Annotated in this window: 32 protein-coding genes and 1 pseudogene; 4 read left to right on the forward strand and 29 right to left on the reverse strand. The window is 62.9% G+C overall.

Going from position 1 to position 25,648, the window contains the following annotated elements:
• A pseudogene (locus tag BUE39_RS34555) lies at nucleotides 1-142 on the forward strand (IS5/IS1182 family transposase); the annotation flags it as partial.
• 36 nt (nucleotides 143-178) lie between these two features.
• On the opposite strand, the gene BUE39_RS34560 reads toward BUE39_RS34555, so the two are convergent.
• From BUE39_RS34560 to BUE39_RS30100, 3 genes are all read right to left on the reverse strand, one after another.
• The gene (locus BUE39_RS34560) at nucleotides 179-556 is read right to left on the reverse strand and encodes a hypothetical protein (protein WP_143032021.1); all 378 of its coding nucleotides are present in this window, start codon (nucleotides 554-556) and stop codon (nucleotides 179-181) included.
• A 211-nt stretch (nucleotides 557-767) separates the two neighbouring features.
• The gene (locus BUE39_RS30095; RefSeq protein WP_073432308.1) at nucleotides 768-1,265 is read right to left on the reverse strand and encodes a response regulator; all 498 of its coding nucleotides are present in this window, start codon (nucleotides 1,263-1,265) and stop codon (nucleotides 768-770) included.
• A 425-nt stretch (nucleotides 1,266-1,690) separates the two neighbouring features.
• The gene (locus BUE39_RS30100; RefSeq protein ID WP_235004999.1) at nucleotides 1,691-2,872 is read right to left on the reverse strand and encodes a GNAT family N-acetyltransferase; all 1,182 of its coding nucleotides are present in this window, start codon (nucleotides 2,870-2,872) and stop codon (nucleotides 1,691-1,693) included.
• Nucleotides 2,873-3,614: 742 nt separating this feature from the next.
• Between BUE39_RS30100 and BUE39_RS34995 the strand changes: the two genes are divergently transcribed.
• Both BUE39_RS34995 and BUE39_RS33900 read left to right on the forward strand, forming a co-directional pair.
• Nucleotides 3,615-3,878, forward strand: a complete 264-nt coding sequence (locus BUE39_RS34995; protein ID WP_143032023.1) for a hypothetical protein — start codon at nucleotides 3,615-3,617, stop codon at nucleotides 3,876-3,878.
• Nucleotides 3,879-4,230: 352 nt separating this feature from the next.
• The gene (locus BUE39_RS33900; RefSeq protein ID WP_235005000.1) at nucleotides 4,231-4,596 is read left to right on the forward strand and encodes a hypothetical protein; all 366 of its coding nucleotides are present in this window, start codon (nucleotides 4,231-4,233) and stop codon (nucleotides 4,594-4,596) included.
• A 479-nt stretch (nucleotides 4,597-5,075) separates the two neighbouring features.
• Here the strand turns inward: BUE39_RS33900 and BUE39_RS30110 are convergent, their stop codons facing one another.
• The 17 genes from BUE39_RS30110 to BUE39_RS30190 form a co-directional block, all read right to left on the reverse strand.
• A complete protein-coding gene (locus BUE39_RS30110; RefSeq protein WP_073432310.1) occupies nucleotides 5,076-5,867 on the reverse strand; it encodes a DNA adenine methylase in 792 nt (263 codons plus the stop codon).
• A gap of 197 nt (nucleotides 5,868-6,064) precedes the next feature.
• Complete coding sequence (locus tag BUE39_RS30115; RefSeq protein WP_073432311.1) at nucleotides 6,065-6,700, reverse strand: hypothetical protein; 636 nt, start codon at nucleotides 6,698-6,700, stop codon at nucleotides 6,065-6,067.
• Nucleotides 6,697-7,248: a glycoside hydrolase family 108 protein gene (locus BUE39_RS30120; protein ID WP_073432312.1), complete on the reverse strand. Its 552-nt coding sequence runs from the start codon at nucleotides 7,246-7,248 to the stop codon at nucleotides 6,697-6,699. Before BUE39_RS30120 ends, BUE39_RS30115 begins: the two co-directional genes overlap by 4 nt.
• Complete coding sequence (locus tag BUE39_RS30125) at nucleotides 7,245-7,706, reverse strand: hypothetical protein (protein ID WP_073432313.1); 462 nt, start codon at nucleotides 7,704-7,706, stop codon at nucleotides 7,245-7,247. The genes BUE39_RS30120 and BUE39_RS30125 overlap by 4 nt, the downstream gene beginning before the upstream one ends.
• 85 nt (nucleotides 7,707-7,791) lie before the next feature.
• Nucleotides 7,792-8,844, reverse strand: coding sequence for a phage late control D family protein (locus BUE39_RS30130; protein WP_073432314.1), 1,053 nt, complete (start codon nucleotides 8,842-8,844; stop codon nucleotides 7,792-7,794).
• Between the two features lie 8 nt (nucleotides 8,845-8,852).
• The gene (locus tag BUE39_RS30135; protein ID WP_073432315.1) at nucleotides 8,853-9,059 is read right to left on the reverse strand and encodes a tail protein X; all 207 of its coding nucleotides are present in this window, start codon (nucleotides 9,057-9,059) and stop codon (nucleotides 8,853-8,855) included.
• On the reverse strand, nucleotides 9,034-9,915 hold the full coding sequence (locus tag BUE39_RS30140) for a phage tail protein (RefSeq protein ID WP_073432316.1): 882 nt from the start codon (nucleotides 9,913-9,915) through the stop codon (nucleotides 9,034-9,036). Before BUE39_RS30140 ends, BUE39_RS30135 begins: the two co-directional genes overlap by 26 nt.
• 8 nt (nucleotides 9,916-9,923) lie before the next feature.
• Nucleotides 9,924-12,368 (reverse strand): phage tail tape measure protein, encoded by a 2,445-nt coding sequence (locus BUE39_RS30145; protein ID WP_073432317.1) that lies wholly within the window; start codon nucleotides 12,366-12,368, stop codon nucleotides 9,924-9,926.
• 111 nt (nucleotides 12,369-12,479) lie between these two features.
• Nucleotides 12,480-12,863 carry a phage tail assembly protein gene (locus BUE39_RS30150; RefSeq protein WP_084561520.1) on the reverse strand — a complete coding sequence of 128 codons (384 nt, stop codon included), beginning with the start codon at nucleotides 12,861-12,863 and terminating at the stop codon, nucleotides 12,480-12,482.
• An 85-nt stretch (nucleotides 12,864-12,948) separates the two neighbouring features.
• A complete protein-coding gene (locus BUE39_RS30155; RefSeq protein ID WP_073432318.1) occupies nucleotides 12,949-13,452 on the reverse strand; it encodes a phage major tail tube protein in 504 nt (167 codons plus the stop codon).
• Between the two features lie 23 nt (nucleotides 13,453-13,475).
• Nucleotides 13,476-14,645 carry a phage tail sheath subtilisin-like domain-containing protein gene (locus BUE39_RS30160; protein ID WP_073432319.1) on the reverse strand — a complete coding sequence of 390 codons (1,170 nt, stop codon included), beginning with the start codon at nucleotides 14,643-14,645 and terminating at the stop codon, nucleotides 13,476-13,478.
• Between the two features lie 127 nt (nucleotides 14,646-14,772).
• Nucleotides 14,773-15,237 carry a phage tail assembly chaperone gene (locus BUE39_RS30165; protein ID WP_235005001.1) on the reverse strand — a complete coding sequence of 155 codons (465 nt, stop codon included), beginning with the start codon at nucleotides 15,235-15,237 and terminating at the stop codon, nucleotides 14,773-14,775.
• Nucleotides 15,216-16,283: a gp53-like domain-containing protein gene (locus BUE39_RS30170; protein WP_090518866.1), complete on the reverse strand. Its 1,068-nt coding sequence runs from the start codon at nucleotides 16,281-16,283 to the stop codon at nucleotides 15,216-15,218. The genes BUE39_RS30165 and BUE39_RS30170 overlap by 22 nt, the downstream gene beginning before the upstream one ends.
• Entirely contained in the window at nucleotides 16,283-16,846 is a 564-nt protein-coding gene (locus BUE39_RS30175) for a phage tail protein I (RefSeq protein ID WP_073432322.1), read from the reverse strand. Before BUE39_RS30175 ends, BUE39_RS30170 begins: the two co-directional genes overlap by 1 nt.
• Nucleotides 16,839-17,732: a baseplate assembly protein gene (locus tag BUE39_RS30180; protein ID WP_073432323.1), complete on the reverse strand. Its 894-nt coding sequence runs from the start codon at nucleotides 17,730-17,732 to the stop codon at nucleotides 16,839-16,841. Before BUE39_RS30180 ends, BUE39_RS30175 begins: the two co-directional genes overlap by 8 nt.
• The gene (locus BUE39_RS30185) at nucleotides 17,729-18,073 is read right to left on the reverse strand and encodes a GPW/gp25 family protein (protein ID WP_073432324.1); all 345 of its coding nucleotides are present in this window, start codon (nucleotides 18,071-18,073) and stop codon (nucleotides 17,729-17,731) included. The genes BUE39_RS30180 and BUE39_RS30185 overlap by 4 nt, the downstream gene beginning before the upstream one ends.
• A 2-nt stretch (nucleotides 18,074-18,075) precedes the next feature.
• Complete coding sequence (locus BUE39_RS30190; protein ID WP_200799528.1) at nucleotides 18,076-18,303, reverse strand: hypothetical protein; 228 nt, start codon at nucleotides 18,301-18,303, stop codon at nucleotides 18,076-18,078.
• A 108-nt stretch (nucleotides 18,304-18,411) separates the two neighbouring features.
• Between BUE39_RS30190 and BUE39_RS30195 the strand changes: the two genes are divergently transcribed.
• Nucleotides 18,412-19,185 carry a hypothetical protein gene (locus tag BUE39_RS30195; protein WP_143032024.1) on the forward strand — a complete coding sequence of 258 codons (774 nt, stop codon included), beginning with the start codon at nucleotides 18,412-18,414 and terminating at the stop codon, nucleotides 19,183-19,185.
• Between the two features lie 12 nt (nucleotides 19,186-19,197).
• Here the strand turns inward: BUE39_RS30195 and BUE39_RS30200 are convergent, their stop codons facing one another.
• The 9 genes from BUE39_RS30200 to BUE39_RS30240 all read right to left on the reverse strand — a co-directional run bounded on the left by BUE39_RS30200 (nucleotide 19,198) and on the right by BUE39_RS30240 (nucleotide 25,640).
• A complete protein-coding gene (locus BUE39_RS30200) occupies nucleotides 19,198-19,881 on the reverse strand; it encodes a phage baseplate assembly protein V (RefSeq protein ID WP_073432326.1) in 684 nt (227 codons plus the stop codon).
• 4 nt (nucleotides 19,882-19,885) lie between these two features.
• Nucleotides 19,886-20,413 carry a hypothetical protein gene (locus BUE39_RS30205; RefSeq protein ID WP_073432327.1) on the reverse strand — a complete coding sequence of 176 codons (528 nt, stop codon included), beginning with the start codon at nucleotides 20,411-20,413 and terminating at the stop codon, nucleotides 19,886-19,888.
• Nucleotides 20,406-20,942 carry a phage tail protein gene (locus tag BUE39_RS30210; protein ID WP_073432328.1) on the reverse strand — a complete coding sequence of 179 codons (537 nt, stop codon included), beginning with the start codon at nucleotides 20,940-20,942 and terminating at the stop codon, nucleotides 20,406-20,408. The genes BUE39_RS30205 and BUE39_RS30210 overlap by 8 nt, the downstream gene beginning before the upstream one ends.
• 37 nt (nucleotides 20,943-20,979) lie before the next feature.
• Nucleotides 20,980-21,276, reverse strand: coding sequence for a head-tail joining protein (locus BUE39_RS30215; protein ID WP_073432329.1), 297 nt, complete (start codon nucleotides 21,274-21,276; stop codon nucleotides 20,980-20,982).
• A 10-nt stretch (nucleotides 21,277-21,286) separates the two neighbouring features.
• Nucleotides 21,287-22,282 carry a major capsid protein gene (locus tag BUE39_RS30220; protein WP_073432330.1) on the reverse strand — a complete coding sequence of 332 codons (996 nt, stop codon included), beginning with the start codon at nucleotides 22,280-22,282 and terminating at the stop codon, nucleotides 21,287-21,289.
• 76 nt (nucleotides 22,283-22,358) lie between these two features.
• Nucleotides 22,359-22,703 carry a head decoration protein gene (locus BUE39_RS30225; RefSeq protein ID WP_073432331.1) on the reverse strand — a complete coding sequence of 115 codons (345 nt, stop codon included), beginning with the start codon at nucleotides 22,701-22,703 and terminating at the stop codon, nucleotides 22,359-22,361.
• A gap of 42 nt (nucleotides 22,704-22,745) precedes the next feature.
• Nucleotides 22,746-23,921, reverse strand: coding sequence for a head maturation protease, ClpP-related (locus BUE39_RS30230; protein WP_073432332.1), 1,176 nt, complete (start codon nucleotides 23,919-23,921; stop codon nucleotides 22,746-22,748).
• Nucleotides 23,908-25,437, reverse strand: coding sequence for a phage portal protein (locus BUE39_RS30235; RefSeq protein WP_073432333.1), 1,530 nt, complete (start codon nucleotides 25,435-25,437; stop codon nucleotides 23,908-23,910). The genes BUE39_RS30230 and BUE39_RS30235 overlap by 14 nt, the downstream gene beginning before the upstream one ends.
• Nucleotides 25,434-25,640: a phage head-tail joining protein gene (locus BUE39_RS30240; RefSeq protein ID WP_073432334.1), complete on the reverse strand. Its 207-nt coding sequence runs from the start codon at nucleotides 25,638-25,640 to the stop codon at nucleotides 25,434-25,436. The genes BUE39_RS30235 and BUE39_RS30240 overlap by 4 nt, the downstream gene beginning before the upstream one ends.
• Nucleotides 25,641-25,648 lie beyond the last annotated feature (8 nt).

Below are 25,648 nucleotides of genomic sequence, written 5' to 3' on the forward strand. Positions count from 1 at the left end.
AGGCTTCGGGTGGGCCAAGACCGTGGGGCGCATGCGCCAGGTGGTGGTGCGCGGGTTGAAGAAAGTGGACCAGATGTTCGTGTTGAACATGGCTGCCTACAACCTCGTGCGCATGCGCTCACTGACACAAGTCCGTCTGTAGCAGCGAAAAACGCGGCAATGAAGCCAGAAATTGGCCTCAAACTGCCGAACAAGCGTGGAATTCACGTTGAAATTGCACAATGCGATAAACCTTGTGGCGAGAGCCGCGTAAGTGCAGAAAGGCTGCTTCTGTCGGACTGTATTTCAGCAGCCTGCTAAGTGTCGTCCCATCGACGGACGGCATAGTTATCGAAGCCTCCGAACGTGGCGTGTGGACGATTTTGTAAAGCACGGGGCCAGAAATCCCTGCCACAGATATCAGCGCAATAATCAGTGCGAGGGCAGTGTTGGAAAATTGAATAAAACTGCGCCAGTCTTGATATGAATTGCACGTGGAGCAAATTTTTGCGCCGATTGGAATTTCAGTTTTACACTGCCTACACAACGCAATCCTGGTTTCGACGGCATCAGTCATAAAGATCCCCATTATTTTTAAGCCGAAAATCGATCTAATTCCCTTGTCTGATTGCAAACTTAAAAAGCCCCCGGGAAGTCGCCTCGTGTTTCGTGGAGGTCCAGTAGGTCAAGTCAGGCAGTGATCAACGGTTAAAGCGCTGTAGCGGTCGCATTGTGGTCGCCTTCGGACGTTCGTCAAACATACGGATACCCGATGGCAAGCGCATGCCTCATCCGTCGCTGGAACTGTCATTGGATCCGCAGCCAAGAAGACTGACGAGCGTGGGCGCGTCTACAGGCTTTTCCAGAATTGCGTCAAATAGGCTGAGGGCCAGGAAATCAAGAGTCGATGTGTCCGACAGTGCAATGATTTTGCAGCGAGATAAGTCCGGGTTGCTACGCAGGGTGCGGCATACCTCATGGGCGTCATCCTCGCCCAGTCCGATATCGAGGAGCGCGGCGTCGGGTATCCATTCGGCGGCCGCTTCGATCGCGTTAGCGGCGGTCCAGGCGATTGCTGCCTCGTGTCCCATAGACGTAACTTGCTCTGCGACGGTTTGGCCCGCCTGTATCTTGCGGTCGACAACGAGGATCTTCATGGCTTCTGCAGTAAATCCTGCGAACGGTTTGCCGAAATTGGAACACTGGCAATTCGAATCGCCGTTCAATTGGCGGAATTCGCCAAGGACTTCGACGATGGCGCAGGTCCGTGTGGCGCGGGTGAGCATGCTGCGGATATGAGAGCAGCCCCGAGCAGTTCCAGTATGTAGAGTGCACGGACGGCTACGCGTAGTGCCATGCCCTACTGAGACTGCATCTTGAAGATTGCTGCAATGCAGTAGCTAAACTCTAGCATAGCCAGTCCCGTAAAGTTTAAGGCGAACTCAAGTGATGCTTTTCAGGTCGGGATCGGGCGCGGGAAACACAGTTCGAGAAATCATGGACGCGGACCCGTTATGTTCTGCAGCGCATAAGCGCGTATCCCGGGCCATACCTCCTGATTGACCAGGGTTGGCGAGCGAAGAACTGGAGGTTCCCGTCACCCCCTGCGCTTTGGCAGATTGAGCCGCTTCGACTGGACCTAGTGATGATAATCAGAGCAACGTGCGCTTCCTCGTTTCGAGGTTCAGTATTCGCGTTGTGGCAACAGTCATCACTCGCCACGCTTCTGTCGCCGTACACGCTGGCCTACCGAACGTGATACAGATCGCCCCAGATGCACTATGCCGCGCATCGCGGCATAGTCCGCACTCGCTCGCGTGACCTCGAGCCGGGGAACCAATGTTCCCCCGAAACCGCTGAGGAACTTGAGAATGCCGACATTGGAAATGCCGTCGAAGTCGAAAGTGAGATTTTTTTCCCTGGCATTGCGCATGGCGTTCCATAACAGCAGGCCGATGACACCGCCATGCGCGTCGTCTTTTCTCGACGACAGCAGGTAATACATCGTGTGCTGATCCCATATCACCGCGATGGCGGAGCACAGGCTGCCGTCCGCCTGGTAGGCGCCAAGCACCATGCCCGATCCCCGTGAGATGAAGGCATCGACGAGTTGCTTCATGACGTGAGTGCCGTACACGTTGTCCCGATTCCGGCGCGTCAGATTGGCATCGTAGAAACTGACGAACAGGTTCGCGTCCGCTATCTGATGAACGGTGTGCTGTTCGCCGGCACGGCGAATCAGGTTGCGGGTATTCGGACGAAGTCCGGCCCATACCTCCGGCTCAGCCCTGCCGGGCTCGATCCGCATCGTATAGCTTACGGCGACCTCGAAGCCCAGCAACGCAAATCCCACGGAATCCGAGACGTGCGGGTCGAACCGCTGGTGAAACAGCGCGCACCCGGGCAACTGCTCGACCAGTGCTTGCGTCGCACTGAAGCAATGACGCCAGTCATCGTCGCTCGTGCCTCTTGCTGCCGGAATCACGGGACCAAGCGTGCGCGTTAGCGGGGGCAAGGTCGAGAGGCGCCAGATGCCCTTGCGCGTCACGGTGTACGGCATTTCAGCGATCAGTTGACCACGCTCATGAACCGACGCCAGCTTCCAGTTGCCCCCGGTCGCGATATCCAGCCACCAGGGCTCATGGAAAATCGAGCGCTCGTTCAGACCGGCGCGTGCGGCGTGGATGACAGTTGTCCTGGCGTTGCTCACCTCGGTGCGCATTCGGTCGGGTTCGATTCGTGGTGCAGGCATCAGCGTCACGGAGACGTCTTCGTTAACCATGTTCACGGTACCAGCGTAACTGTCGCAAGCAGCCACATAAGGATTCAATCGGCCGGAGCGTTTACAGATAATGAGTTTAGATCTCGACAGGGCGGCCGAGGCTTCATTCATGAAACCCGTTATATAGTCGCTGCCCGTCGCGCGCTTCTGCACCAAACGCCGCTGTTGTGGCGCCACATCAAGTGTCGCCGTCCGGAAACCAACCCGGAGAGTACGGCGGAACAAGCGTAGCGGCAGTTCGGACGCACCACCGTGCGCGATCAGACATTCGCAAATTGAACGATACCGTACCGCCGCCCCTACTTTTGGGACATCACCCGGTTGCCGCGCTGGGCCAACCAACAGCAGTGCTGTAAGAAACTTATCGGTTTGTAAATTTAGAATGTCGATCGTCGCCCGCGATCCGGATGATGCACCATCGCCTCATTGCCTGCAGCGCATCCGGTTTTAGAGTGCCGTAAAAAATACCTTGGGCGTCGTTACAAACGGAAATTCTTCATCTTGAACCGAAGAACGATGAACGATACCGTCATGTCACTCCTGCGAACTATCCTGTCCACGTGGGAGGGTATTTTTCAGCGGCGACGCCGCTTTGTGCGAAGGTTTTTGATTAAAGCGCTGCACAAGTCGTACCGTCGATGTCCGTCATCCCAGCCAGTATCGATCACCTTTAATCATTTCGTATTACGTATCAGCTTCGAGTGCAGTTCGGCAATCCTGCTTTTCCGGCGCTGCGCAGACCATAGGTCTTATGAATTGAACCGGCGTGCGCCGCACCGCGAGCCGAATACACGTCTCGAACAGATGGCAAAGAGGGCGTTTTATTCGCTGCCCCAGGACTAAGGAGGAGACAGTGCGAGACCATATCTGCCAACCATACCGGGATCTCGGCGTACACGTACGCGTCGACGAGACCACAGCACTTTCCTTCAACGGTGCCGAGCCACGCTATACCGTCACCTGGTATGTGCATAAGAAAGCTCACTTCATTCCGGAAAACGTGGTTGCAAGTCATGCAGAGTCACTTGAATTTACGTGTCCCGAGGAGGCCGTCGCCTACGGTCAGCGTCGTGCGTATACCTTCGTTGATTGCGCATTCGTCGTCTCGAGGAAGTGACGTCACCACGCGCAAGCCAGCAGTCCGGCCTCCCCAGGTTGCATCAGCGGCTTCTTGAGGCAGGTCGTGAATCAGGCCGACCTGCGACCGCCACCAACGACTGCATCTGCCGGCGCGACGGCAAACATCATTCACTGATTACGCAACCGGTCATTCTCCAATCACGATGCCTCGCTTATTGGGGGTGTTCCTGCACGACGAGCTCAAGCGAATGGCCCCGCTTCGCCGATTGCTTAAGTTTACGCTCAGGTGCGCGTGCTAGATTGGCTAAAGTGGTAGGTTCCGTTCATCAACGGCAAGAGCCGCGACCGCCCGGACGGAGCAACGCAGCTACAAAAGAGAGGTGAACCCCATGCCCAAAGGAAAATCTCGCGGCGGCGCCATGACCTCTGCTATTGCTGTTCGAGCAATCTACTTCCTCGAGCTGGCCCGGGGCTGTTCACACGTCAGCAGTATGCTCACACCCGATACCCGTACCCGGGCAATCACCGAGGTCATCGGTGAATTTCGCAACCTGTATGGGGATGAGGAAGTAGCACTGTTTAAAGAGTTGCTTGCCGAGGATCTGGAACGACGAGGTAAAGGCGATGCTGCATTAGAAGTACGTGACTTTGTCAACGCAACGCCGGCCAAGGTGGCGCTCGCTGCGCATAAGGCGGACAAAACAGCCGTGGGAATGGTGGAAATGAAAAAGTACAGGCATCCCCATAAACCGTGACAAACCATCGCTGCCCCCGATCGAACATTTGCTCGTTCACTACGTGGTTGATCTGTGGCGGCGGGTAAACGATACTCGCCAAAATTGCACGAATCATCCTACATTAAGTCCGCAGGGCGATGACAACCATTAATGTGAGGTGTTTATGGCTACGGGAAAGAAAGATGCGTCACTCGCGAGCAAACAGTTGTCCAACAAGAAGAGCACGCCCGCGCAGAAGTCTGTGGCCGGCTCCGATTTGAGTCAGGCGAAGAAATCACCGGCGCCTCCGCCCAAGAAAAAGTGAGAATGACGATGGCTAAAAACCCGTCGACAGACGGGTTTTTCTCTTGTGACCATTGTTTTCAGTCTTCTGTCTGCTTCGGGGCCGCATGCTCCCAATGACGAGCCCAAAGTTGCTTTGCCTGCGCGAAGGTCAGTTGAGTGCAGCCGGCCTGAACCGCTTTGCACCGCGACAAGGCTCCGGCAATCGCTCCAAATTAGAAAAGTCCTGCCGGTTGCGCCGCGTCATCCCAACTGAAAATGATCACCTCCTTGCGCGCAGCCTCCCGCCCTCCACCGCCCACGGTATACCTGATATCCACCGTCTCGATGTGAAACCCCTCGAACGCGCGGCGAATGTCCGGATGATCATTGAGGCTCACGATCGCCCTGCCCTTCAGCGATCGCAGGCGTGCCGCCATCTCGACGTATTCGGAAAACGGAAACGGCACGCCATAGCCTTCCGTCTCCCAGTACGGCGGATCCAGGTAGAACAGCGTGTGCGGCCGGTCGTACTTGTCGATACACGCCTTCCAGTCGAGCCGCTCGACGAACGTGTTGGACAGGCGCAGGTGCGCGGCCGACAGTGTCTCCTCGAGCCGCAGGAGATTCAGTCCCGGCGGCGCTGTCGTCGCCGTGCCGAACGACTGCCCTTCGATCTTCCCGCCGAAGCAGTTCTGCTGCAGGTAGTAAAAGCGGGCCGCACGCTGGATATCGGTGAGCGTTTCCGGGATCGTGTCCTGCAGCCATCTGAACACCTGCCGGCTGGTAAGTGCCCACTTGAACTGGCGCACGAACTCCTCGAGGTGATGCTGCACGACGCGGTACAGGTTCACCAGTTCGCCGTTGATGTCGTTGATCACCTCGACCTTCGCCGGCGGACGCATGAAGTACAGCGCGGCCCCACCCGCGAAGACCTCGACATAACACTCATGCTCAGGAAACCGCGGAATGAGGTGATCTGCGAGGCGGCGCTTGCCGCCGATCCATGGAATGATGGGAGTTGCCATATGTGGATTGCCTTGTTTGGGAATTTGTTAGAATTCGCCCCGCCTACCGGTAGGTGTCAGGGCCTTGGCTAATTCACTGGCTGGTTCAGTGGAAAGGTGACCGGGAGCATGCGCTAACATGCTCCCGGTCGCCCTGTCTTTTCCTGCGCCGCGTTACGATGAAACGGCACGGTCAAAGTAACTTTCTGATGTCGGCTTTAGGCTCCTGCCGGCGACTGCGGCGTTGATCCACGATCCGTCGACGCAGCCTTCGTGACAACGGTATCCGGTGACACCGCGAACTGCGTGATCGCCGCAGCCTGCCTGTCCGCGCGCGACGACGAGCCGAAGAAATACTCTTTCGAGCCGAGCACCATCGCAATCAGAATCCCGAACAGCGTATCGAGCGCGCGCATCACGCCGTCGTCGAGCCTGACCTCTCTGGCCGCGAGCAGGAACTCGAGGCCAATCACCGCAAAGAGCGCGACCGTATACATATAGGCGAGGTTGCGCGCCGTATGATCGTGCTCCGCCGCCGCAAAATTGCGTGCACTCGCGCGATCGTCGGCCGCTACCCTGTCTGCCTGCACCTGGATGCCGGCCATGTTCTCCGCATGCGTGAAACCCGCCTGCCGCATTTTCAGCGCGAAGTCGTCGTCGGCCTGTTTCAGCGCCAGTAACTGCTCCGGCGTCATCTGCTGGCCGGTCAGTGCGGACCTGACTGCATCGACCGAACCGTCGCCAAGTCCGAGCTTCCCCGCGATCGCCGACGCGGCCATCGCAGCGATACCGGGCACCCCGCCCGTCAGGGCCGTGACCAGCCACGGCGCGACCGTTTTCAGGACATCCATCATGCGCTCACCCCCAATGCACGATTGAGCTGCCAGCCGTATTCGAACGTCTCGTTCTCCACGCGCTTTTCGGCACACTCGATGTAGTAGACCGACTGCTGGGCGGTCACCATGCCCAGCAGCACCCGATGGCCGTCCGCGCCGCGCGCGGCCAGAAACGCCTTCAGCGCCGCGACCGTCATCGCGCCGATGCCGCCGTCGACGGCGAGATCGGCAAACGCGCGCTGGTTCCGGTTCAGCACGTTCAGCGCACGTTGCAGGAAGCGCACGCCCGTCGCCGGCCCGGCGTTCACGCCGATGTCGAACAGCTTCTCCGCGAGCGCCGGCGAGACCGCGTCGACCAGATCGAACTTCGGCTGCAGCCAGTAGCGGCTGCGATAGATCTGCGCGGCGGTCGCGCGCGGCATGTCGCGCATCGCACCGGTGTAGCCGCACGCGCGTGCGACAGCAGCGGTCACGCCCCACATCGTCTCGCCCCCGGCGTCAAGCGCATTGTTCGAGTAGCCGCCCTCGCGGCCGATCAGCGCATCGATTTTTTCGTCAAGTGTCATTGCTTCGTTCCCTGTCTGGTTTCTCTCGTCACGGTCTGTTCCAGCACCTCGAGGCGCTGCTGCTGCAACCGGTTGAGAATGTCGCCTTCGTTGATGTGGGTGAACACCCACACGATCGAGCCCACGAGGAACGTCTGGACGATGCCGAGCACGATCCCGAGCACCCACATCGCGCCCCTCGCCGTGTTCTTCATCGCCGCCACCCGGTCGTCGACGCCACCGATCTGCGCTTCGAGCGCATCGCGCTCCTTCTTCCCTTCGTCGACACGCGCCCACAGCAGCTCGATGTCCTTGCGCGCGTTCTGGTTGTGAATCGACATCTGCGCGAGCGCCCGATCGAGCGCGGCGACCGGCTGCACCGATGTCTTGATGTCCTCGAGGCTTGCCGCGACGCTGCGCAGCTGCTCGCCGAAACGTGCGATTTGCACCGCCAGATCGTTGTTGTGCTGTTCACCCATCGGCCCCGTCCGTCCAATAAAAAACCGCCTCGCGCGAGTGCGGGCGGTTCGTTTTCGTGCTGGTTGCTGTCCTGTATCAATCGCGTCAGTGCGGCGGCACCGGCACTACGAGACTGATCTTCCTGCCCTTCTTTTTCCCGTGGCCGACCTTCGCCTTGCCTTTGTTGCCGGCGTTCAGCTCGACCTGCGTTTCCCAGCTGCGGCCCGCATAGGTGTTCGTCACAGACTCGACGAGGAAGTCGCCGTCGGCTTCCTTCTTGAAACCCTTGAGCGTCACCGTCTTCTCGGCCGCGAAGTCCGCCCGGCCGGTCATCGTCATCGTGCTTTTCGCGGTGTGGTGATTCAGCTTCTGCAGGCGGGCATTCGCCGCGGCCTTCGCCGCCTCCGGGCTTGCGAACGCATGCCGCTCGGTGTGCACCGCCGAGGCGCCGGGCGGCGCATCCGGATTCGGAATCGTCAGATCGATCTTCCTGCCGGTCTTCGCGTCGTGCACCTTCGTGCGCACCGCGACGAAGCTCGCGCGATCGGGAAACGTGATCTCGTAGTCGAGCAGCATGTCAGGCGTCAGCGTGATCGTCGGCAGCGGCTTGCCGCTCACGCTCCGGCCCGCACCACGCCCCGCCACAATCAGCCTGCCCGCCTTCACCGTCGCCGTGGCACCATGCTGCCGCGCAAGACGCGTGATGAAATGCAGATCGCTCTCGCCGAACTGATCGGCACGCGGCACCGGCGCGTCGACACTGCACGCAGCCACCCACCGGTTGCGGCGGGCGACGTCACCGACGATGTCCGCGAGCTTCACGTTCTCCCAGCTGCCGTACCGGTGCGTCTTCGCGGTGGACCGCATGTTCGCCGGCTTGCCGCGGATCACGACGGATGCGGGCGGCCCCTTGAGCGCAACCTCGTCAACCGCGTACTCGCCCAGGAACGACAGGCCCCTGCCGCTCCAGCCGAGCGAAATCCTGAGCGTCGCGCCCTTGGGCGGAAACTGGATCCTGCCGTCGCGATCGTCGAGCTCGATCTCGCACTCGTCCGACTCAAGCCCCGGCCTGTCCACCGTCCGGATGCGCAGCACGCGATCCTGGATCACGCGCGTGATGTCGTCGCCGTTCGCAACGATCTGGAAAATAGCCTGCATCGCTCCTCCTAGGTCCAGAGCTGGACCGGCTCATCGCGCTGCACGTCGAGATCGGGCAGCGTGATCAGGATGCCCGCGGCAAACGGCTGCGCGCGGGCCGCGAGCCCCGGATTCGCCTCATACACCGCCTCGACCACACCCGCGAGCGCTCCATAGAACGCGTAGCAGAGCTCGTCGAGCACGTCGCCGTCAGAGGTTCTTATAGTCTTCGCCATAGCGGCCGAACTCCAGGCTGAAGGTCTGTTTGCGCGGAGCGCCGTCCGACATCAGCGCCTCCTGCTCTTCGTCGACACCCTGCAGATACCAGCGGCCGAGCACGTCGCCGTAGCCGGTCGTGAGCTGCACGGGCACCATCCTGTCGCCGATCGCACGCAGTGCATCGATCTGCTTCGCCCCTGCTCCGGACGCCGCGAATACAACGCCGGAGAGCGTGATGGTCTCGCCGCCCTGGCTGACCGCCTGCAGCGCCTCTTGCCGGTTCAGGCGCTCCTGCGAGGCCACCTTGTATTTCGTCGTGCGCCGTAGTTTGTCGAAGGCCGCGGTCGACAGGTTGAAGTGGAACGTATCGCCAGCATCGGACGTGAGCGTCATCAGGTGGGGCGTGGCGCCCGTTGCACCGCCGAGCAGGCCCGATAGCAGCGCCCCGGCGCCCGTCGATGTCGCGAGCGATGCAACCGACGGCGTCTCCCTGATACCGGCCCACGCATTGAACTTCGTGCGCACGTCGCCGAGCGCCGTGTTCACCGAATCGGCCGCCGATTTCACCAGCGGATGATTCGATGCGGTGGCGATCCTGAGCACACTGTTGACCGACGACTGCACCGCGTTGAAGCTGCGCACTACCGTGCCGACCTTCGGATCCAGATCGCCCGCGACCGACAGCGCACTGCCCGCGCCCGATAACAGGTCGGCGGCGCTTGTCAGGTTGCCGGTGGCGAGCTTCTGCAGCACCGCCACCGTGTTCGCACTCGCCGCGCGGTTGCGTTCATACACGCGGCTCATGCTGCGCACGCGTTCGGTCGCGATGCTCGCCTGCGTCGCGGCCTGCGTGATCTGTCCTGTGAAATCCACACTGCCTCCTACAGATGCGGGCTGTCGAACATCGCCGAGCGGTTGTTCTTCGCCAGTTCGTCTTTCATCAGGCGCTGCAGTTGCGGCGACACCTTCGCGAGAAAGCGGTCCGCCGCGTCGCTGCCCGGCTCGCCCTGGAACGTGACGTGAAAGACCGGCGCAAAGGTGTTCTGCTGGTCGATCTTTGCAACGGGCTTCTCTGACCCCGGCGCTCTTTCAAGCGCCTTTGCCTTCGCGAGCGCTTCGGCCACCGCCGGCGGCTGGCCGTCGTTGCGCGAGAACGCGAGTTTCGCGACCGCCCCAAGCGCCTTCTCGCCGGCGAACGTCCCCAGCGCTCCGCCAGCGAGACCGCCGACTGCCGCGCCGACCGGCCCGCCGAACGCACCGACCATGGCGCCGACCTTCGCACCCAGCACGCCCCCGGCGAGACTGCCGGCGATGCCCGCGAAGCCCTGCGCCTTTGCCGCGCGCGTGTCGTCGCCGGTCGCGACCGCATACGCGTTGTTTGCCGCCAGTCCGAGCTTCAGCACGGTGCCCGCCATAGCCAGCTTCCCCGCATACGGCATCACGCGACCGAGCACGCCACGGGCCGCGCCGAAGACACGGGCAAACCTCCCGCCTTTACCAGCCGCACTCCCAACCAGGCCACCTTTCCCGGCTCCAGACAGCTCGTCGGCAACCGCACCGGCGGCACCTCCCAAACCACCTGCGCCACCACCGCCTGGCATGTTGACGACAAACACGCGCTGCACGCCGGCCGACGCCGCAGCGCCACCGAGCGCCTCGATCGCACGCCCAACGGGACCCGATCCGCTGCCGCCCCCTCCACCACGTGCGCCGCCTCGCGCAACGAGAATCGACCCGCGCGCAAGGTCGAGCGCACCGCGACCGATCTGGAAAAGTGACTTTGCGCCGCGATAGGCGATGAGACTGGCCGCGACGCCGGCAACCGCCATCGTCGTTTTGGGCGCGGCGTCGGTGATCTTCGTCAGCCCCTCGCCCGCCGTCTTCGCCGCGTGCCCGACCGCATCGGTCACCGGCCGCAACGCGTCGCCGATGCTGCGCATCGCATCGTTCCACTGCTGCCCGACCTCGCTCCAGACCTGCTTCGACGCATCACGCCGGTCAGCCAGGTCTTTCGCGATCTCACCGCTTGCCTGCGACGACTCCCGCTTGAGTTTCTGGTACAGGTCCGCGTTCTGCAGGTAGGCGGTGAGCGCCGCCTTCACCTGCATGTCGTTAAAGAGATCACCCGTCTTCATCGTGTCTTCGAATGCGGCGATCTGCGCACGGCGTTTGTCCGGATCGGACTCGCCGTTTATGCGCGTTGCGGCGTCGGCCAGCTGCTTCGCCCTGGCCGGGTCGGTACGCTCGATATACGCGCGCGCGAGAACGAAGGAAGCCTCGAGCGTCGACCAGCCCTTGCCGATCGCTTCCCGCATTTTGGCTTCGTAGTCGACGCCGGCCTTTTTGTAGTTGTTCGCGGTTTCATTGGATCCGATCTTCGAGAACCAGTTTTTCAGATTGTTAGCCGCTTCGTCCGCGGTGCCGGCCGTCTTCATCTGCACCTGCAGCATCGCGCCCAGCTGCGTGACCGAGTCCTGCCCGGTGATGCCGATCTTCTGCATTTCGGCGAGCAGCACCGGGAACCAGCGGGCCATGTCCGCCGACTCGAACGAGCCTTCCTTGCCGAGAAACGCGATCGCCTCGAACGACTTACCCATCTGCTTCGGGTCGGCAATCTTCGCGTTCTGCTGCAGCGCCTGGATCATCCGCGCGGTCTCGACCGTGGTCGCCCCCTGACCGATCGCGAACTTCGCGGCAAGGGGTGCAAAGTCGAGCGCGCGGCTCACCTCCATGCCGCCTGCGACCATCTGGTTCACTGCGTCGGCGAGCTCGTTGCGGCCAATGCCGTTATCGCGCGCGTCGCGGCGGATGCGCTCGCCCATCGACGCTTCCTGCGCGGTGCGGGCAATCCCCGCCTTGATCGCGATGTCGCGGATGATCGCCTGATAGTCCGCCGAGATCGTCGCCGGCACGGCGACGGCGGCCGAGAACTTCACGGCGTCGCCGATCGCCCCCCGCGCGCCCTCGCGGCCGGCGGCGATCCGCTCCTGGCCCGTTGCCTTCAGTTCCAGTCCGCGCACGGTGCGACCCAGGCGCGTATACGCCCGGTCGAGCCGGTCGACCTCGATGCCGTTCTCGCGCAGCGTGCGCAGGTTCGATTCAATCTTGCGGCGGATGCCGTCCGCTGCACGGTCGCCCGCCGCGTGCAGCCGGCGGAATTCGTCCTGCAGCTTCACCGTCTCGCCGATCGTGCGCTGCCACAGCCGCGTCTCGTTCGCGGTCTTGCGCAGACCCACGATCCGCGAACTGGTCTCGGTGATCGCGCGGCCGAACGTCGCCGAGACGGCGCCGCCGATCACGATCCCGAGTGCAATGTCGCTAGCCATCACATTTCTCCATCACATTCCCCCATCTGGTTTCCCCGCTAGTCGGTGAGCCACCAGATCACCTCATCGAGCGTCATCGCGTCGATCGAGGCGGGTTGCACGCCGTGTTCCTTAAGCAGCCGCTTTGCCAGCGCCTTGAGCGTTTTCTGGCTGATTCTTGCCAGCGGATGTGAGGCGAAAGTAGGCATCCTGGACGCGGTGATAGTCACCGAGATCCATGCCCTCCAGGTCGTTCGGCGACACGCCCGCGAGCGCCGCAAAGATCGCCAGTTCCTGCCCTTCCTCGTCGCCGGGCGCGATGTTCTGCGCCGCGCGCATGTCGCGCACCTTCGGACGCCGCAGCGTCAGGGTGTCGCGCACGACGCCGTCGAATGCCACCGGATAGTTAAGCTTCACGGTGACGCTGTCGATGCGGTCGGTCGCGTTACTGACCAAGCTACTGACCACGTTACTGACCACGTTGCTCACCGCGTTGTTGTCCACATTGCTGTCCATCTGTGCCGCCTCGAAATAGAAACGGCGAGCCGCGCGGCCCGCCGTTCAGGTTAAAAAGTTACTTTGTCGCGCGCGCGACAGGTCGTCACATGCCGATCGCCTTGCGGATCTCGGCAAGCTGGTCGACGCCATTGATGATGCGCACCATGCCGAGCACGTCGATCTCGTGCACGACCGCGCCGTCGATCTCCAGCTTGTAGTAGGTCAGCGACACGGTGAATTTCGCGTCCACCTTCTCGCCCGGTTTCCAGTCGCCGCCATCGACCTCGGAGAGCATTCCGCGAAACGTCGCGGCGACCGCCTTCGTGGCGCCCTTGATGTCGCGGAACGCACCGCGAAACACGCCGTTGAATGCGGTCGCATCGGCGAGGCCGAAGAACTTCAGCACGTCGCGCTCCATCGTCGACATCTGGAACGCGGCCTCGAGCGCCTCCATGCCGAGGTCGACCTTGACCGGTGCGTCCATGCCGCCGGCGCGATGGTCATCGGTCTTGATCTTCAGTTTCGGCAGCGTGCACTGCGTGGCGCGACCCGCGAAACCCTTGCCGTCGCTGTACACGTTGAAGTTATAAAGTGTTTCCGGAGTCACGCGTCACCTCTCAGGTGTTGATATCAGGGATTGGTATCGAGCACTTCGGTCAGCCACTGGTTGGTGACCTCGAAGCGGAAGTTGGGGTTCTCTGCCGGCGGCACGTCGGTGAAGCGGATGTTCCAGTACACCTTGCCGTCCTCGAGCTGCGTCGCGGTGTTCAGCTCCGGGTCCGCATACACCTCGAAATTGATCAGCGCGCCCTTGTTCTTCAGATCGCGCATGAACGCCTGCAGCCCCTCGGTGACGTCCTTCACATAGGTCGCGGTAATGCCGCGGTCCACCGCCCACTTGTGGCCGGCCAGCACCGCATCCATCACGATGTCGAGCGTGCGCACGCGCGTGACGAACTTCCATTTGGCATCGGCCGAGAGCGTCCGGTTACCCCACAGGCGGTATCCGCCGTCGCGGATGATCGTCGCGATGCTGGCGTTATTGAGCAGGTTCGCGCGGCACGTCTCGTCGCCGTCGAGAAATTCGATCGGCCGCTTCGTGCCGGTGATATCGGTGATCTCCCTGTTCGACGGCGACGCCCAGAAACCGATGTTTGCGTCGGTCTGGCAGAAAAGACCCGCGGCATACGACGAAGCCGGTGCGTCAATGTCGGCGTTCGCGGTCGTGTCCCACATCGTCGCACCGGGATCGACCATATAGAGCCGCTTGCTGCCGAAGTTCTGCGCATAGGCGATCGCCGCCTCGTCGTCGGTGTTCGGTCCGTCGATGATGCCGATCGCGCGGAGTTTGCCGGCCAGCGAATCCATCGCGGTCGCGACCGCCTGCGTCGACGAGAAGCCAGGTGTCAGCAGCAGGCGCGGCTGCACGTTGTATTTCGACTTCGCGTCGAGCAGCGACTGCAGCCCGGTGCGTGCTCCGCCGGCACTCACGCCACCGATGATCGCCGAGGTGAGCGCTGCAGGCTCGCCGCCAGCAGCCACGCCCGTGGCGACAATCACCGCCGTACTCTGCGCATAGATTGCACGGGCCGCTTTGGCAATCGCACTGTCTTCGCCGAATGCAGCGACCGCCTCGCGATAGCTCGTCAACTGCACCGGCACATTCGGCGCGGCCCGATCCGGGCCGGGCGTGTAGGTGTTGACCATGCCGACGATCGACGAGCTCGGCACGGCGATGGTGCGCGGCCCGGTGTCGACCAGCGACACGGTCACGCCGTGGAAAAACGAGGTTGCACCCATGAAGGTCTCCAGGGATCAGGAAGATTCAGCCAAAAAAATCAGGCAAAAAATCAGCCAAAGAAAAAGCCGCCTGGGCAGGCGGCTTCGGGTGAAGGAACGTGTGACCGGCAACGCGCCGGAGCGGCGCTCAGGTCACGAAATCGGGCGGCTCTGGCAGATCAACGTTCGGCCAGCCGGTCGCGTCGGCGAGGTCCCGCAGCGCCTGGCGATACCGGAGCAGCGCCGTGAACTGCTCCGCCGTGAGTGTGGTGCCGTCGCCGATCAGCTTTTCATCCTGATGCCGGGCGACGAGCCAGTCGGTTGCCGCGAGTGCCGCATCGCGCCTCGCGCGCATCATGTCGGCCTGCTGTGCACGCGTCGGTGGCAGCGGATCAAATAACGCCGGTATGCCGTCAGCGTCGAGCGCGATGCGCTTGCCCTGACCCTGTCCGTTGATCAGTTCCTGCCACAGCGCGGCCGTAATCCCGACCGCCGTGACGGATTCCGGCACCGGACTGTCGACGCTGTCGTAAAAGCCGGTGACGGCGCCCTGCGCGTCGTACGCTGCGAATTTCTGTCCCATGATGTTCCTCAGTACCCGATACTGATCCACGAAATACCCGTTGAACCGGACGACGCCGTGCCCGCGATCACGTTGAAACTGGTCTTGCTGCCGTTCCCCTGGAAACCCAGCGAGATCGACGCGGCATTCGGGGTGATCACGGTACCGGTGTTGCCCGCAGCCAGAATGAACGCGTTGGGGTAAGCGACCGGCAGCGTGACTGTCTGCATGGATTGCGTTGCGATCGTGCTGGTGCCCCACTGGATGATCAATCCGCTGGGCAGCTTCGCGTAGCCGTTATTGGCAAGCGACTGCGAGAACGCATTGCGGCGGAACAGGAACGAGCCGCTGATGACCCAGGCGCCGGACAGCACCGTAAATACGCAGTCTTCGCCAGGGTTAAGCGCCACGCTCGCGACCAGCCCTGTCCCACTGTCGATCTGGTCCGCGCCCGCCGCGGAAATCGTGACGATCCCACTCGACGATGTACTGACCTTGCTGCAATGGACGCTTGCTCCGTTAGGCAATCCGGCGATCGGCGGAAGCGTCGCGGCCTGATTGGCTGTGTTGTTGAAAACCACTCGCGAACCGATGTAACTGTTGTCCATCGTCGTCGACGCGACGGTGGCCTGGCCCGAGTGAAGTGGCGAGTACTGAAGCCCGAACTGACTGAGAAACGCCGTAGTCGCGAGCTTCGTGCTGTTGTCGAACTGCGCCGGCGTCGGCCCCCGCGGCGTGCCGGTGAAAAGCGGCGAGTCGAGTGCGGCCTTCAGCGCGAGTGCGTTCGTCACCGTCGTCGCGAAATTGGGGTCGTCGCCGAGCGCGTCGGCCAGCTCCTTCAGCGTATCGAGCGTGGCCGGCGAGGCATTCACGAGCGCAGCGATTGCGGCCTGCATGGCGACGAGCGTCGCGTATTGCGGGTGCGGGTTCTCTGCACCCGCGTGCGCTTCCTGCTGCGCCCTCAGATAGCGTGTACGGTTCGCAAGCTGCTTTGCCTGCCGGTTGTCGACTCCGTCCGGACCACCCATGACAGGGTCCGACGTTTCCAGCTGATAAACACCCTCTTCCCACTGGGCGATTTCCACAAGGTCTGCCATCAGGCGATACTCCCTCTGTTGTATTGTCCATTGCGCATGGCGACGCCGTTATGGCGGATCGGCACGGCCGTGTAGTCGAGCAGGGCGAGCAGGCTGCGCGCGGGTGCGTAGCGCCCGAGCACGGCCTTCAGGCTGTCCGCCTGATCGCGCGTGACCGGCTGCTGAAGCTTCACGATGTATTCGGCCCACGCGTTCGCGCGGCCGTGTACGTGGTCGCCATTGCGCGTGATCGATCCGTCGCGACGCCGCGCGAGTCGCCCTTCGACCAGCTCGACCTCGCCGAAGCCGAGCCGGCGGATCACCTCCCGCACCGCCCACGGCGTACCCTTCCTGCGGTGCAGTGCGAGCGAGCCCTTGATCAGCGCCCGCTTCGCGTCTTCGGATTCGGCCAGCTCCCATCCATCGACCGCAAGCGCCCACGCGAGCCACGGCAGCCAGCCGGTGGGACACCGGTCCGCATCCCACAGCGTGCGCAGGATTTCGGGATCGACGCTCGGCGCCATGACGATCGCGAGCGCCGTTTCCAGCGGGGTCTGGTTGGCCGGTAGCAGGGCATCACGCATCGTCCACCTTCATGTTGAGCATGATCGACGTGCAGTTGGCGAACTGCCGCGGCGTACAGAGAACGTGTGCCGCCGGCGATCGCAGCTCGACGTCGATCACGCCGGAGTCAGGCGGATGCAGCGCACCGTAGATCGCGGACAGGGACATGCCGGCACCCAGCTTGCGGGCACTGGCGACGGCCTTGTCGAGTGCTGCGCGACGCGCTTCGAAAACCGCTTCGCCGCCCGGACCGCTGCCGACATGGACGTCCGCCTCGACAGAGAAATCCACGCGCTCGCCGGCTGTCACCAGCACTTCGTCGTTCAGCGGCCGGACATCCTCGGGCGAGACCGCCGCCGTCACGGTGTCAATCAATGCCTGGTCAGGCACGCCATCGCCCACCGCAGACAGAAGCGTCAGGCGCACGATGCCCGCCTCCGGACGATCCACCTTCACGTCCAGCACGTCCGCGGAAGCATTCATTGCCAGCGCGACGTAGCTGCCGGATGGACCGGCAACCGTCGAGCGCTCGATCGACATCTGCGTGCGCAGCTTCAGCCGGTCGTCGCCTTCGAGGGTCGGCTCGACCGGCGGATTCGCATCCGCGTCACCCGGATCGATGGTCGCGCGTTCGATGTCGAGGAGCGCCGCAAGATGCTCGAGATCGGCACCGGTCGAGAATGCCAGCATCACCGCCCGCGCAGCGTCGTTCACCCGCGCGCGAAACCGCACCTCACGATAGGCCGCAAGCTCGATCAGCTTCACCACCGGATCCGACTCGAGCGCCGCGCTCCAGCCGGGATAAATGCTTCTGAAATGCAAGAGCTTCTCCTGGTAGATATCCTCGAAGTCGAGCGTGTCGACCAGATCCGGCGGATCGATCGCACTCAGATCAATGGTTGTCACGTGGTCACCTCAAAAACGACGTCGTCGCCCTCATAGATTCCCTGAATACGAAACGTCACCCGGCCGTCAACAATCGATGCGACCGTGACGCGGGAGACCCTGATGCGCGGCTCCCATCGTCCGATCGCGCGGGCCGCTTCCGCCTGCGCGGAAGAAATCCAGCCGCGCGACACCGGCAGATCGACCATGCGGGGAATGTCGGAGCCGTACTCGGGCCGCTCGCGCCGCGTGCCCTTGCGCGTCGAGAGAATGTCGCCGATGCTCTGCTTCAGATGCGCGATGCCGGTGACCGGTTTGCCTGTCTGCCGGTCCATGCCGACCAGCGCCGTACCCGCGCCCATCGTCAGGCTCCGTCCGCGACGCGTTCGAAGTCGGGATGGCGGTCGAGCAGAGCGAGTTGTTCCTGATCCGATGCGGTCACGGTGCTCTTCTCGACGGCGAGCGTGCGGCCGTCGGCCAGCACCAGCGTGCGCGATTTGAACGCCTTATCGCGGAAAGTGACGGACACCCTGCCGGCTGCGGTTGCCACGGCGAGACGGGCCGGCAACGGATTTTCTTCATCTTGCGGCATATCGAAACTCCAGCAAAAAGGCCTCGCGCGAAGGCGAGGCCAAAGTAACTTGGCGCGAACGATGTCGGCACTTGATAATCGGCGCTCCACTACTACTGAGGAGACCGGGTGTTCAAACGTCTGTCGGCCCGCAAGTCAAGGGCCAAATATGCTTCCCGGGTGAAAAGGACGTCACCAGGCAAGACGATCTGGTCGAAACTGGAGCCGGTCGGACGCCACCCGTTGACCGTGGTGACCTTTGGATTCGTTCTCTCGACCCTGTTCGGAACGTGGATTACACATCGACTGGATCATCAGCAGAAAGAGAGAGAAGCGATTACGCGAAACTTCGATGCGGTGCGCGCCGCAACCGACGACCTGACAGTCGCCATGGCGCGATATCAGACGCGCACACTTCATCTGCTCGACCAGATCGTCGTCTCGAACCACACAACACATTTCGATAATGCCGCGAACGACTATGAAGCGGCATACGTGAACTGGGTTGAACGCAGCGCTGCAGACCAGGCGGTCATCCTGCAGATGTATCAGGGTACGTCAGTGTTTAGCAGCGTCCAGGAATATTTCCGGGGGTTTGAACAGAACTCCGCCGCGCTGGACGCATGCGCAAGAATGTATCTCGCCTTCCCTAACATGCGGGCCGGTATCGCGCAGGCGGAGATCACGTGCCATACGCCGCAGCCTAACGTTACTTTCCAGATGAGCCACAAAATGCTGGAACTCGGGTTCTGCGTCCGGGTCTTCGTAGCCGCAGCGAGGCCGTTCCCAAAAATCGACTTCATGGAATCGGACTTCAGGGATGCCGCCATGCATCAGGCGTTCAGCATGGCAAAAGGCATATGCTGGGCAGATACTGCGGGCTTCCTCCATGCCCGTGACTAGGGATCAATCCGTTCATGAGGGCAGCGGATCACTCGTCGGATCGCCTTCAGGTCCACTTCTGTGCCGGTGATCCGGCAGCGAAACGCCCTTCGATTTCACGGTCCCGGTGAAGTTGGCGTCACCGTCGATCTCGGACGCAGGACCGCCTGTTGCGTTACTGCCGGTCATGCCGCCCTGGTACGTCAGCCGCTTCTGTGTCGTGCTATTGCCGGTGAAGGTCGAATCCGGTGCATCGACCAGCAGCTTCGGCGCGGTCTGCGTGATGCCGTCCGCAGTCAGTTCCATCTGCGTGTCACCGATGCGGAAAACGATCCGGCCGCCAGAGGGAACCGACAGGACATATTCGTGCGCATCGTGGTCGTAATGCTCGCGCGCACCGTCCGGCCAGTCGGTCGCCGTCAGGTTCCCGGCATTGCCGTTGGCCCCGCCGTGCGTGTCGCTATAGAAGCCGGCCAGCACGAACGCTCCGGCAAGCGTGCCCGACGGCGCGAGTACGACGGCCTGCTCGCCGACAGAAGGCGGGCACCACGTCCTGACCCGGCCAGCCGCAAACGTCTTCCACGGCAACAGCGCACTGACCCACTCGCCGTTGCGGACCCGGCAGCGCGGCGGGTCGTACTGGACGTCATCGATATAGCCCGCCTGCACGATGCTCGCGATCAGGCGATCCATCTCGCCAATCTCGTAGTCGCTCATGTGGCTATCCTTCGGACGGATCGTGTGCCGGATCCGCGTACTCTGCGCCAGGCGCGGTGCCCGTGTCCGGATCGACGCCCCACAGCACTGCGGAGCCCGCGGACGGAAACGGCGCGGCGACATCGCCGAGATCGAATTCGTGCGTCCACTCGACAAGCCAGACGAGATACGCGTCGAGCTCGGGCCTGAACGGATCGTCACCGATCTGCACGAGCCGCGCCGGCGTCACCGGCACACCCCACGTCTGCGCGTGCACCGCACACGCGATGCGCGCGGCCAGCTCGCGCACCGCGAGATCCGCGTGTGGCGCCAGTGGGTCGCAGATCGCCCGCGCCTGGAAGCGTCCGATCAGCGACGTCTGTCCGGTACCAGGATCATGTCCCGGTTCCATTTCCGACATTTCTACGGCAATGCTGGGCGTTGGAATCTTCCGGCCGATGCGCGGATACGCATCGATCGGTGAGACGTCAGGAAGCGCCACCCGCAGGCCCGCGATCATCGCGTCATGCAACGTTTTCAGGTTATCAAGCACGCCGGAGTCCTCCTGTCGCCTTCTGGATTTCGTAGTTCACTTCCTGCCGCAGGATCGTCATCAGTCGCGCCTCGCACATCTGCGCTGCACGACGGAATGCGGGGTCGCCGGTCTTCGACCAGTTCACCGTCACGACCTCGAACGGCGTGCGGGCCTTGCCGGTGCGCTGGTAGATCGGCCCGTCCGGTTTGGCCCTGGTCTGCCGCCATGCGCCATCGAACGCGAATCGTCCCGCACGCATGCCCTTTTTCGTTTCGCGCACCGAGCCCAGCCGGTGTGCCTCAACCGGATTCAGCCCGAGCCACACCTTGCCGGTGTCGGCCGAACGCATGAAGAAGTACAGCCGGCTGCGGATCACCTTCTGCGGGATCTGCGTGCCGCGGGAGACTTCCTTGCCCGTCTGGCTTTTGATCCATGCCGCGGTTTTCCGCAGCGTGCGACGCCACGCGCCCTGCATGGCGGACGGGGATAGCCCCTGCAGCGCAGCGGTCACTTCCCTGATGTCGATCTCGACCTTCAGTGCATCCATCGGCAGGGCCTCATCAACGGGGTCTTGGCGGCACTCATCAGCGGGGTCTTAGCAGCAGCACGGTCCAACCGGTGCCGTCGGGTTGCAGTTCGAACACGACATATTCGTCGGCGCCGACGGTCACGATGCTGCCCTCGCGGATCGCGACGGCGTCCGCATCGCGCACGCTCACCTGCGGATGCTCGAGCTGCGTGCGCTGCCGCCCGAGATCCGGACCGAGCCAGGGCGCGGCGAACATGCCGCGCAGCGGCTCGCCGTCGACGGTGATGTCGTCGTCAGCCAGGTCGCGGATCACGGCATCATCGAGATCCGCGACCAGATCACGGAACGCCATACGTGTGTCCTCAGACCGTCAGCTTGATGACGGCCTTCGGACGCGTGCACAGGTGGATCGGATTGGACTGCGCCTCGAGCTCGACGCCCTTGCCGAAATCCATCAGCTCCTGTTTCGCGTAGTACGGCAGGCCGTTGGTGTTGACCGTTTCCATGTAGTCCGCCGGCGCGAAGCGGGTAATGAACAGATCCGGCACACCTTCGGGCACGGCCCACGCTTCATCGTCGGCCACATAGCCAATGTCGCCGACGCGACCGCGATAGCGCTCGAAGGTGCAGCCGCCGAATTCGAACGTGTCGCGCGGGTCGCCACGCAGCGCCGACGCCATCGCCGTATTGAGGTAGGTCTCCTTCAGCGCCTTATGGGCAATGAGAAGCTTCCAGAAGTTACGGCCGCACAGCACACGCACGCCGGTGAAGGGCGTATTGCCCAGCGCATCCTCGACCGCGTCGAGCAGATCCGCACACTTGAGGCGCACCTCGGTGTCGGCCTTGCCCAGTTCGAAACTGATCACCGTCTGCTGGATGCCGAAGCGATCGAGCAGGTCCGCCACGACCGACTTGCCGTCGGCATCGAGAATCAGCCCCTTGACCGCGCCGATCCGGTGGAATTCGTGCGTCGCGTCGAGCTGGCGGCGCATCTTGGCGAGGCGCTTATTGATTACAGTCTGGATCGCTTCGAGCTCCGTCTCCGAGCCGAATGCGCGCAGGTTCTGGATCTCGTCGGCGCCGATCGTCGCGCGCTGCGGCAGGTGCACCGTATTGAACGGAATCATGTTGCGCTTGCTGCCGACGACGACAGCGCCGGAAGCGCCACGCTGCCCGGTCGGCACGAGCGCGAGCGTGTCGCCGTCGCGCTCGATCTGCACCACGGTGGTCGTGATGCCTTCTTCCTCGAAGAGGCCGAGGGTAGCGAGCCGGCTGGGCACCTGCGGCTGCTCGTTGATCGCAGCGCTGAGCGACGACAGCGAGAACGCGTCGTCGTTGAGAAGGGCGATATCCGCCATAAGATTCTCCTGAAATGGGTATGTGAAGCGACCGTCGGCTTTAGCGACGGCCGCATGGTCGGAACGACGGCGGGGTTTAGCGGACGATCACGTAGTGCGCGGCGAGATCGCTACGCGCGGCGGCATCGAGCCCCGTGAGGCGGGCTTCTGCAACCTCGGCGAGACGCACGATGCCGACCGCCGGACGCGGGTCCGTCGACGCCGCAAGCGGGCCGTAGAGGATTGCGGTCGCGATCTCGGAACCGTCGGTTGCCGTGTTGTCATACGGCGCGTATTCGCCGGTGCCGGTCGTGCCGAGCAGTTGCCCGGCCGGCAGCGCGTCGCCCTTGACGACGACGATCTGCTCGCGCGAGATGCGGCCCGCGCCTTCCGAGAGAAGAAACTCGCGGGTGTTGGTGCCCTGCGTTTTGATGGTGGTCATACAGTTGCTCCCTGTCTGTGCCTGAAGATGAACAGGCCGTTATCAAAGTGACTTTGCGACACCCCTGCGGGCGGCGTAGATCGACGACGCCTTCGGACCCGGCGTCGTACCCTGCGTCGTACCCTTCACAGATCGGCCGGCGTCATGCGGGACCGGCTGCTGCCGGTTGTTCACACGCGGCTGGGACTGCGTGACGCGGTCGAACAGACGCGCGCGCACCTGGTCGGGATTCAGGCCATTGCCCACAAACTGCGCGGTCAGTTCGGGCAGCTTCGCCGCCAGACACAGGCCGGCAATGTCGGTTGCGTTCCGGATTGCCGCGTCGATCGTGGCGCGATCCTTCAGCGCCGTGAGCGTGACGATGCTTTCCGCGCACATGGACAGGTTGGCTGCGCGGCAGGCGTTGAACACGTGCGCGGCCAGCACGCCTGGCTCTTCCTGCAGCGGCACCGAAGCCGGATCCTGCGGCGCGGGCGCCGGTGGGTCGTCCGCCGGCGGTGGATTCGAGCCCGGCGCGGTGGGTTCGGTTGGGTTGGTTGGTTCGGTCGGCGGCGTCTCCGCCGTTGTGGTGGCGTCGTCGGTCCCGTCGACGAGTGCCTGGACCGACGACGGCGCACTTTGAAACCGCGCGAGCAGATCGGCCGCACGTGCAGTTGCAGCGAGCTTGACCGGCGCTTCGATCTCGTCGGCAAAACCGGCCTCTTTCGCTTCGGCGGCCGTCATCCACGTTTCCGCGTCAAGCATGGCCGTCAGTTCTTCGTCGGTCTTGCCGCTCTTGTTACGGTACGCAGCAAGGATGCCGTCGCGCGCCTTGTCCATCGAATCGGCGGTCGCGCGCAGATCTGCTGCCGTGCCAAGCGCTACCGTCCACGGGTTATGGATCATGAGCATGGCGTTTTCAGGCATGACGATGCGATCACCTGCCATCGCGACGAGCGATGCGGCTGAGGCCGCGACACCGTCGATGCGGGCAGTCACCTTGCCGGCATAGCGGCGCAACGCGTTGTAGATCGCGAAGGCGTCGAACACATCGCCGCCTGGCGAGTTGATCGCGACAACGACCTCCGCCGCACTCGCCGCAGCCTCGTCGAGCTGCGACACGAACGTCTTTGCATCGGTGCCCCAGAATCCGATCTCGTCATAGATCCGGATCTCGGCGACGGCGGCACCCTGCGCGTTCGTCATCGCCCTGATGTCCCACCACTTACGGTTTTTCATCTACGGTTCCTGCCTTTGAATGTGCGATATCCCCTGCGATGTCGCGCGAGCGGGGATCGGTGTCGTAACGCAGGCCAAGCGCATCGGCCCGCGCGTTGTCGGCGGCGTTTTCGCCGTCAACCTGTTCGGGGTCTTCGCCCTGCTTGAGGATCGAGGCGGAGCGGCTCGTCAGCCCCGAGCGGATCGCCAGCTTCTGCGCGTTCACGTCCTGCACCGGGTGGATGTACGGCCAGCCCTGCGGCACCCAGCGCACGCGCAGGAAGAGACGGCGCGTGCGGTGGAAGTCCGGCATCGGCATCGCGCCCGACAACGCGCAGGCATCGACCCACCATGCCCACACGCGGTTGCAGTACTGGTGGATAAAAATGTTCCATTGCAGCTGCTCAATGGCGCGGCGAAACTCGTTGAGCAGGACGCGCAGCACGCGATCGCTGACCTCGCGCAGATCGCCCGTGAGGATCTCGTAGGGCATGCCCACCGAAGCGGCGGCGGCCATCAGTTGCTGCCGCATGAACGGGCCGTAATCGGCCCCCGCCCCTGGCGGCTCTGCAAACCTGACGTCTTCGCCCGGTGCGAGTTCCTGCATGGATCCCGGCTCGAGCGACACGATCGGCGAGAAGCCGTCGGCGTCATACAACACCGGCTGACCGGTCATCGGATCGATGTCACCTGGCCCGGAAGGGATCGACGCCGGCTTCGTGACAAAGCCCGCGAACAGGTTGCTCACCTCCTGCCGGAACAGCACTGCATCATCGAAATTGTCGAGCGAGTGCAGGCGCAGCAGCACGGTCGCCAGTTCCGGCACGCCGCGAATCTGTCCGGGCCGTAGCGGCTGGAAAACATGCGCGATGTCGTCAGCCGGCACCGCGACGGTCGCCATGCCCGTCGCGTTCATCCGGTTGTATTCGCCAGGGTGGCGGCGATACAGGTGATACGCCACCCGCCGGTCGTCGCCGTCGAACTCCACGCCGTTGACGATTTCTCCGCCGTCGGGGCGCGTCTCGTTCTTCTCGACCGGTAACTGGTCGGCCTCCATGAGCTGCACCTGCAGCGGAACGGACAGGCCATCGTCGAACCGGAAGCGGCGGCGCAACAGCGTCTCGCCATCGCTGAAAAACGCCCGCGCCGCAAGGGTCTGCTGACCGTAAAAGTCGAGCCGGCCATCGGCATCCGCTTCCTTTATCCAGTCGTCCCAAAGCTGCTTCTGCTGCTTCGCGATCTCCCTGTCGGGATGTTGAGGATGGGGCTGGATGCCGGTGCCGATCGTGTTCGACACCAGACGCGCGATCGCGGTCTTCGCCCACGGATCGTTGCGGATCGCATCCCGCGCCCGGCTACGCATGAGCGGCAGGTTCTGCACCGCCGCCGCATTCGGGCCACAGTTGGGCGTCTTCCAGGACCGCGCACGTGCGCCAGCAGCGCTGGCCGCCTCATACGACGCTGCCTTCAGGCGTCCTGGCACGACAAAGCCGCGCCGGGCCAGCGATGGATAGGTGCGGTTACTCGTATCGTTCATCGCACCCCCTTGCCGGCATGGCGCATGCGCACGATCCGCGAACGCGCGCGCCCGCTATCAAGCGCGCGCACAATCTCGGTCTGTGCTTCGCGCAACTCGCCGATGGATCGATACCGGACCTTGCGGTCGTGATACTGCACTTCGAGTTCGCCCTTCGCGATCGCACGCTGGATGCGATCGAGTTCCGACTGTGTATAGGCCATAAGGTCAC

The organism is Paraburkholderia terricola (genome assembly GCF_900142195.1).
Classification (GTDB): Bacteria; Pseudomonadota; Gammaproteobacteria; order Burkholderiales; family Burkholderiaceae; genus Paraburkholderia; species Paraburkholderia terricola.

What these genes read in the sequence shown, in the direction of transcription:
- BUE39_RS34560 (WP_143032021.1), bottom strand. Translation starts at nt 556, where the DNA reads ATGACTGATGCCGTCGAAACCAGGATTGCGTTGTGTAGGCAGTGTAAA.
- BUE39_RS30095 (WP_073432308.1), bottom strand. Translation starts at nt 1,265, where the DNA reads ATGCTCACCCGCGCCACACGGACCTGCGCCATCGTCGAAGTCCTTGGC.
- BUE39_RS30100 (WP_235004999.1), bottom strand. Translation starts at nt 2,872, where the DNA reads ATGAATGAAGCCTCGGCCGCCCTGTCGAGATCTAAACTCATTATCTGT.
- BUE39_RS33900 (WP_235005000.1), top strand. Translation starts at nt 4,231, where the DNA reads ATGCCCAAAGGAAAATCTCGCGGCGGCGCCATGACCTCTGCTATTGCT.
- BUE39_RS30110 (WP_073432310.1), bottom strand. Translation starts at nt 5,867, where the DNA reads ATGGCAACTCCCATCATTCCATGGATCGGCGGCAAGCGCCGCCTCGCA.
- BUE39_RS30115 (WP_073432311.1), bottom strand. Translation starts at nt 6,700, where the DNA reads ATGATGGATGTCCTGAAAACGGTCGCGCCGTGGCTGGTCACGGCCCTG.
- BUE39_RS30120 (WP_073432312.1), bottom strand. Translation starts at nt 7,248, where the DNA reads ATGACACTTGACGAAAAAATCGATGCGCTGATCGGCCGCGAGGGCGGC.
- BUE39_RS30125 (WP_073432313.1), bottom strand. Translation starts at nt 7,706, where the DNA reads ATGGGTGAACAGCACAACAACGATCTGGCGGTGCAAATCGCACGTTTC.
- BUE39_RS30130 (WP_073432314.1), bottom strand. Translation starts at nt 8,844, where the DNA reads ATGCAGGCTATTTTCCAGATCGTTGCGAACGGCGACGACATCACGCGC.
- BUE39_RS30135 (WP_073432315.1), bottom strand. Translation starts at nt 9,059, where the DNA reads ATGGCGAAGACTATAAGAACCTCTGACGGCGACGTGCTCGACGAGCTC.
- BUE39_RS30145 (WP_073432317.1), bottom strand. Translation starts at nt 12,368, where the DNA reads ATGGCTAGCGACATTGCACTCGGGATCGTGATCGGCGGCGCCGTCTCG.
- BUE39_RS30150 (WP_084561520.1), bottom strand. Translation starts at nt 12,863, where the DNA reads ATGGACAGCAATGTGGACAACAACGCGGTGAGCAACGTGGTCAGTAAC.
- BUE39_RS30160 (WP_073432319.1), bottom strand. Translation starts at nt 14,645, where the DNA reads ATGGGTGCAACCTCGTTTTTCCACGGCGTGACCGTGTCGCTGGTCGAC.
- BUE39_RS30170 (WP_090518866.1), bottom strand. Translation starts at nt 16,283, where the DNA reads ATGGCAGACCTTGTGGAAATCGCCCAGTGGGAAGAGGGTGTTTATCAG.
- BUE39_RS30175 (WP_073432322.1), bottom strand. Translation starts at nt 16,846, where the DNA reads ATGCGTGATGCCCTGCTACCGGCCAACCAGACCCCGCTGGAAACGGCG.
- BUE39_RS30185 (WP_073432324.1), bottom strand. Translation starts at nt 18,073, where the DNA reads ATGGGCGCGGGTACGGCGCTGGTCGGCATGGACCGGCAGACAGGCAAA.
- BUE39_RS30190 (WP_200799528.1), bottom strand. Translation starts at nt 18,303, where the DNA reads ATGCCGCAAGATGAAGAAAATCCGTTGCCGGCCCGTCTCGCCGTGGCA.
- BUE39_RS30200 (WP_073432326.1), bottom strand. Translation starts at nt 19,881, where the DNA reads ATGAGCGACTACGAGATTGGCGAGATGGATCGCCTGATCGCGAGCATC.
- BUE39_RS30210 (WP_073432328.1), bottom strand. Translation starts at nt 20,942, where the DNA reads ATGGATGCACTGAAGGTCGAGATCGACATCAGGGAAGTGACCGCTGCG.
- BUE39_RS30215 (WP_073432329.1), bottom strand. Translation starts at nt 21,276, where the DNA reads ATGGCGTTCCGTGATCTGGTCGCGGATCTCGATGATGCCGTGATCCGC.
- BUE39_RS30220 (WP_073432330.1), bottom strand. Translation starts at nt 22,282, where the DNA reads ATGGCGGATATCGCCCTTCTCAACGACGACGCGTTCTCGCTGTCGTCG.
- BUE39_RS30225 (WP_073432331.1), bottom strand. Translation starts at nt 22,703, where the DNA reads ATGACCACCATCAAAACGCAGGGCACCAACACCCGCGAGTTTCTTCTC.
- BUE39_RS30230 (WP_073432332.1), bottom strand. Translation starts at nt 23,921, where the DNA reads ATGAAAAACCGTAAGTGGTGGGACATCAGGGCGATGACGAACGCGCAG.
- BUE39_RS30235 (WP_073432333.1), bottom strand. Translation starts at nt 25,437, where the DNA reads ATGAACGATACGAGTAACCGCACCTATCCATCGCTGGCCCGGCGCGGC.
- BUE39_RS30240 (WP_073432334.1), bottom strand. Translation starts at nt 25,640, where the DNA reads ATGGCCTATACACAGTCGGAACTCGATCGCATCCAGCGTGCGATCGCG.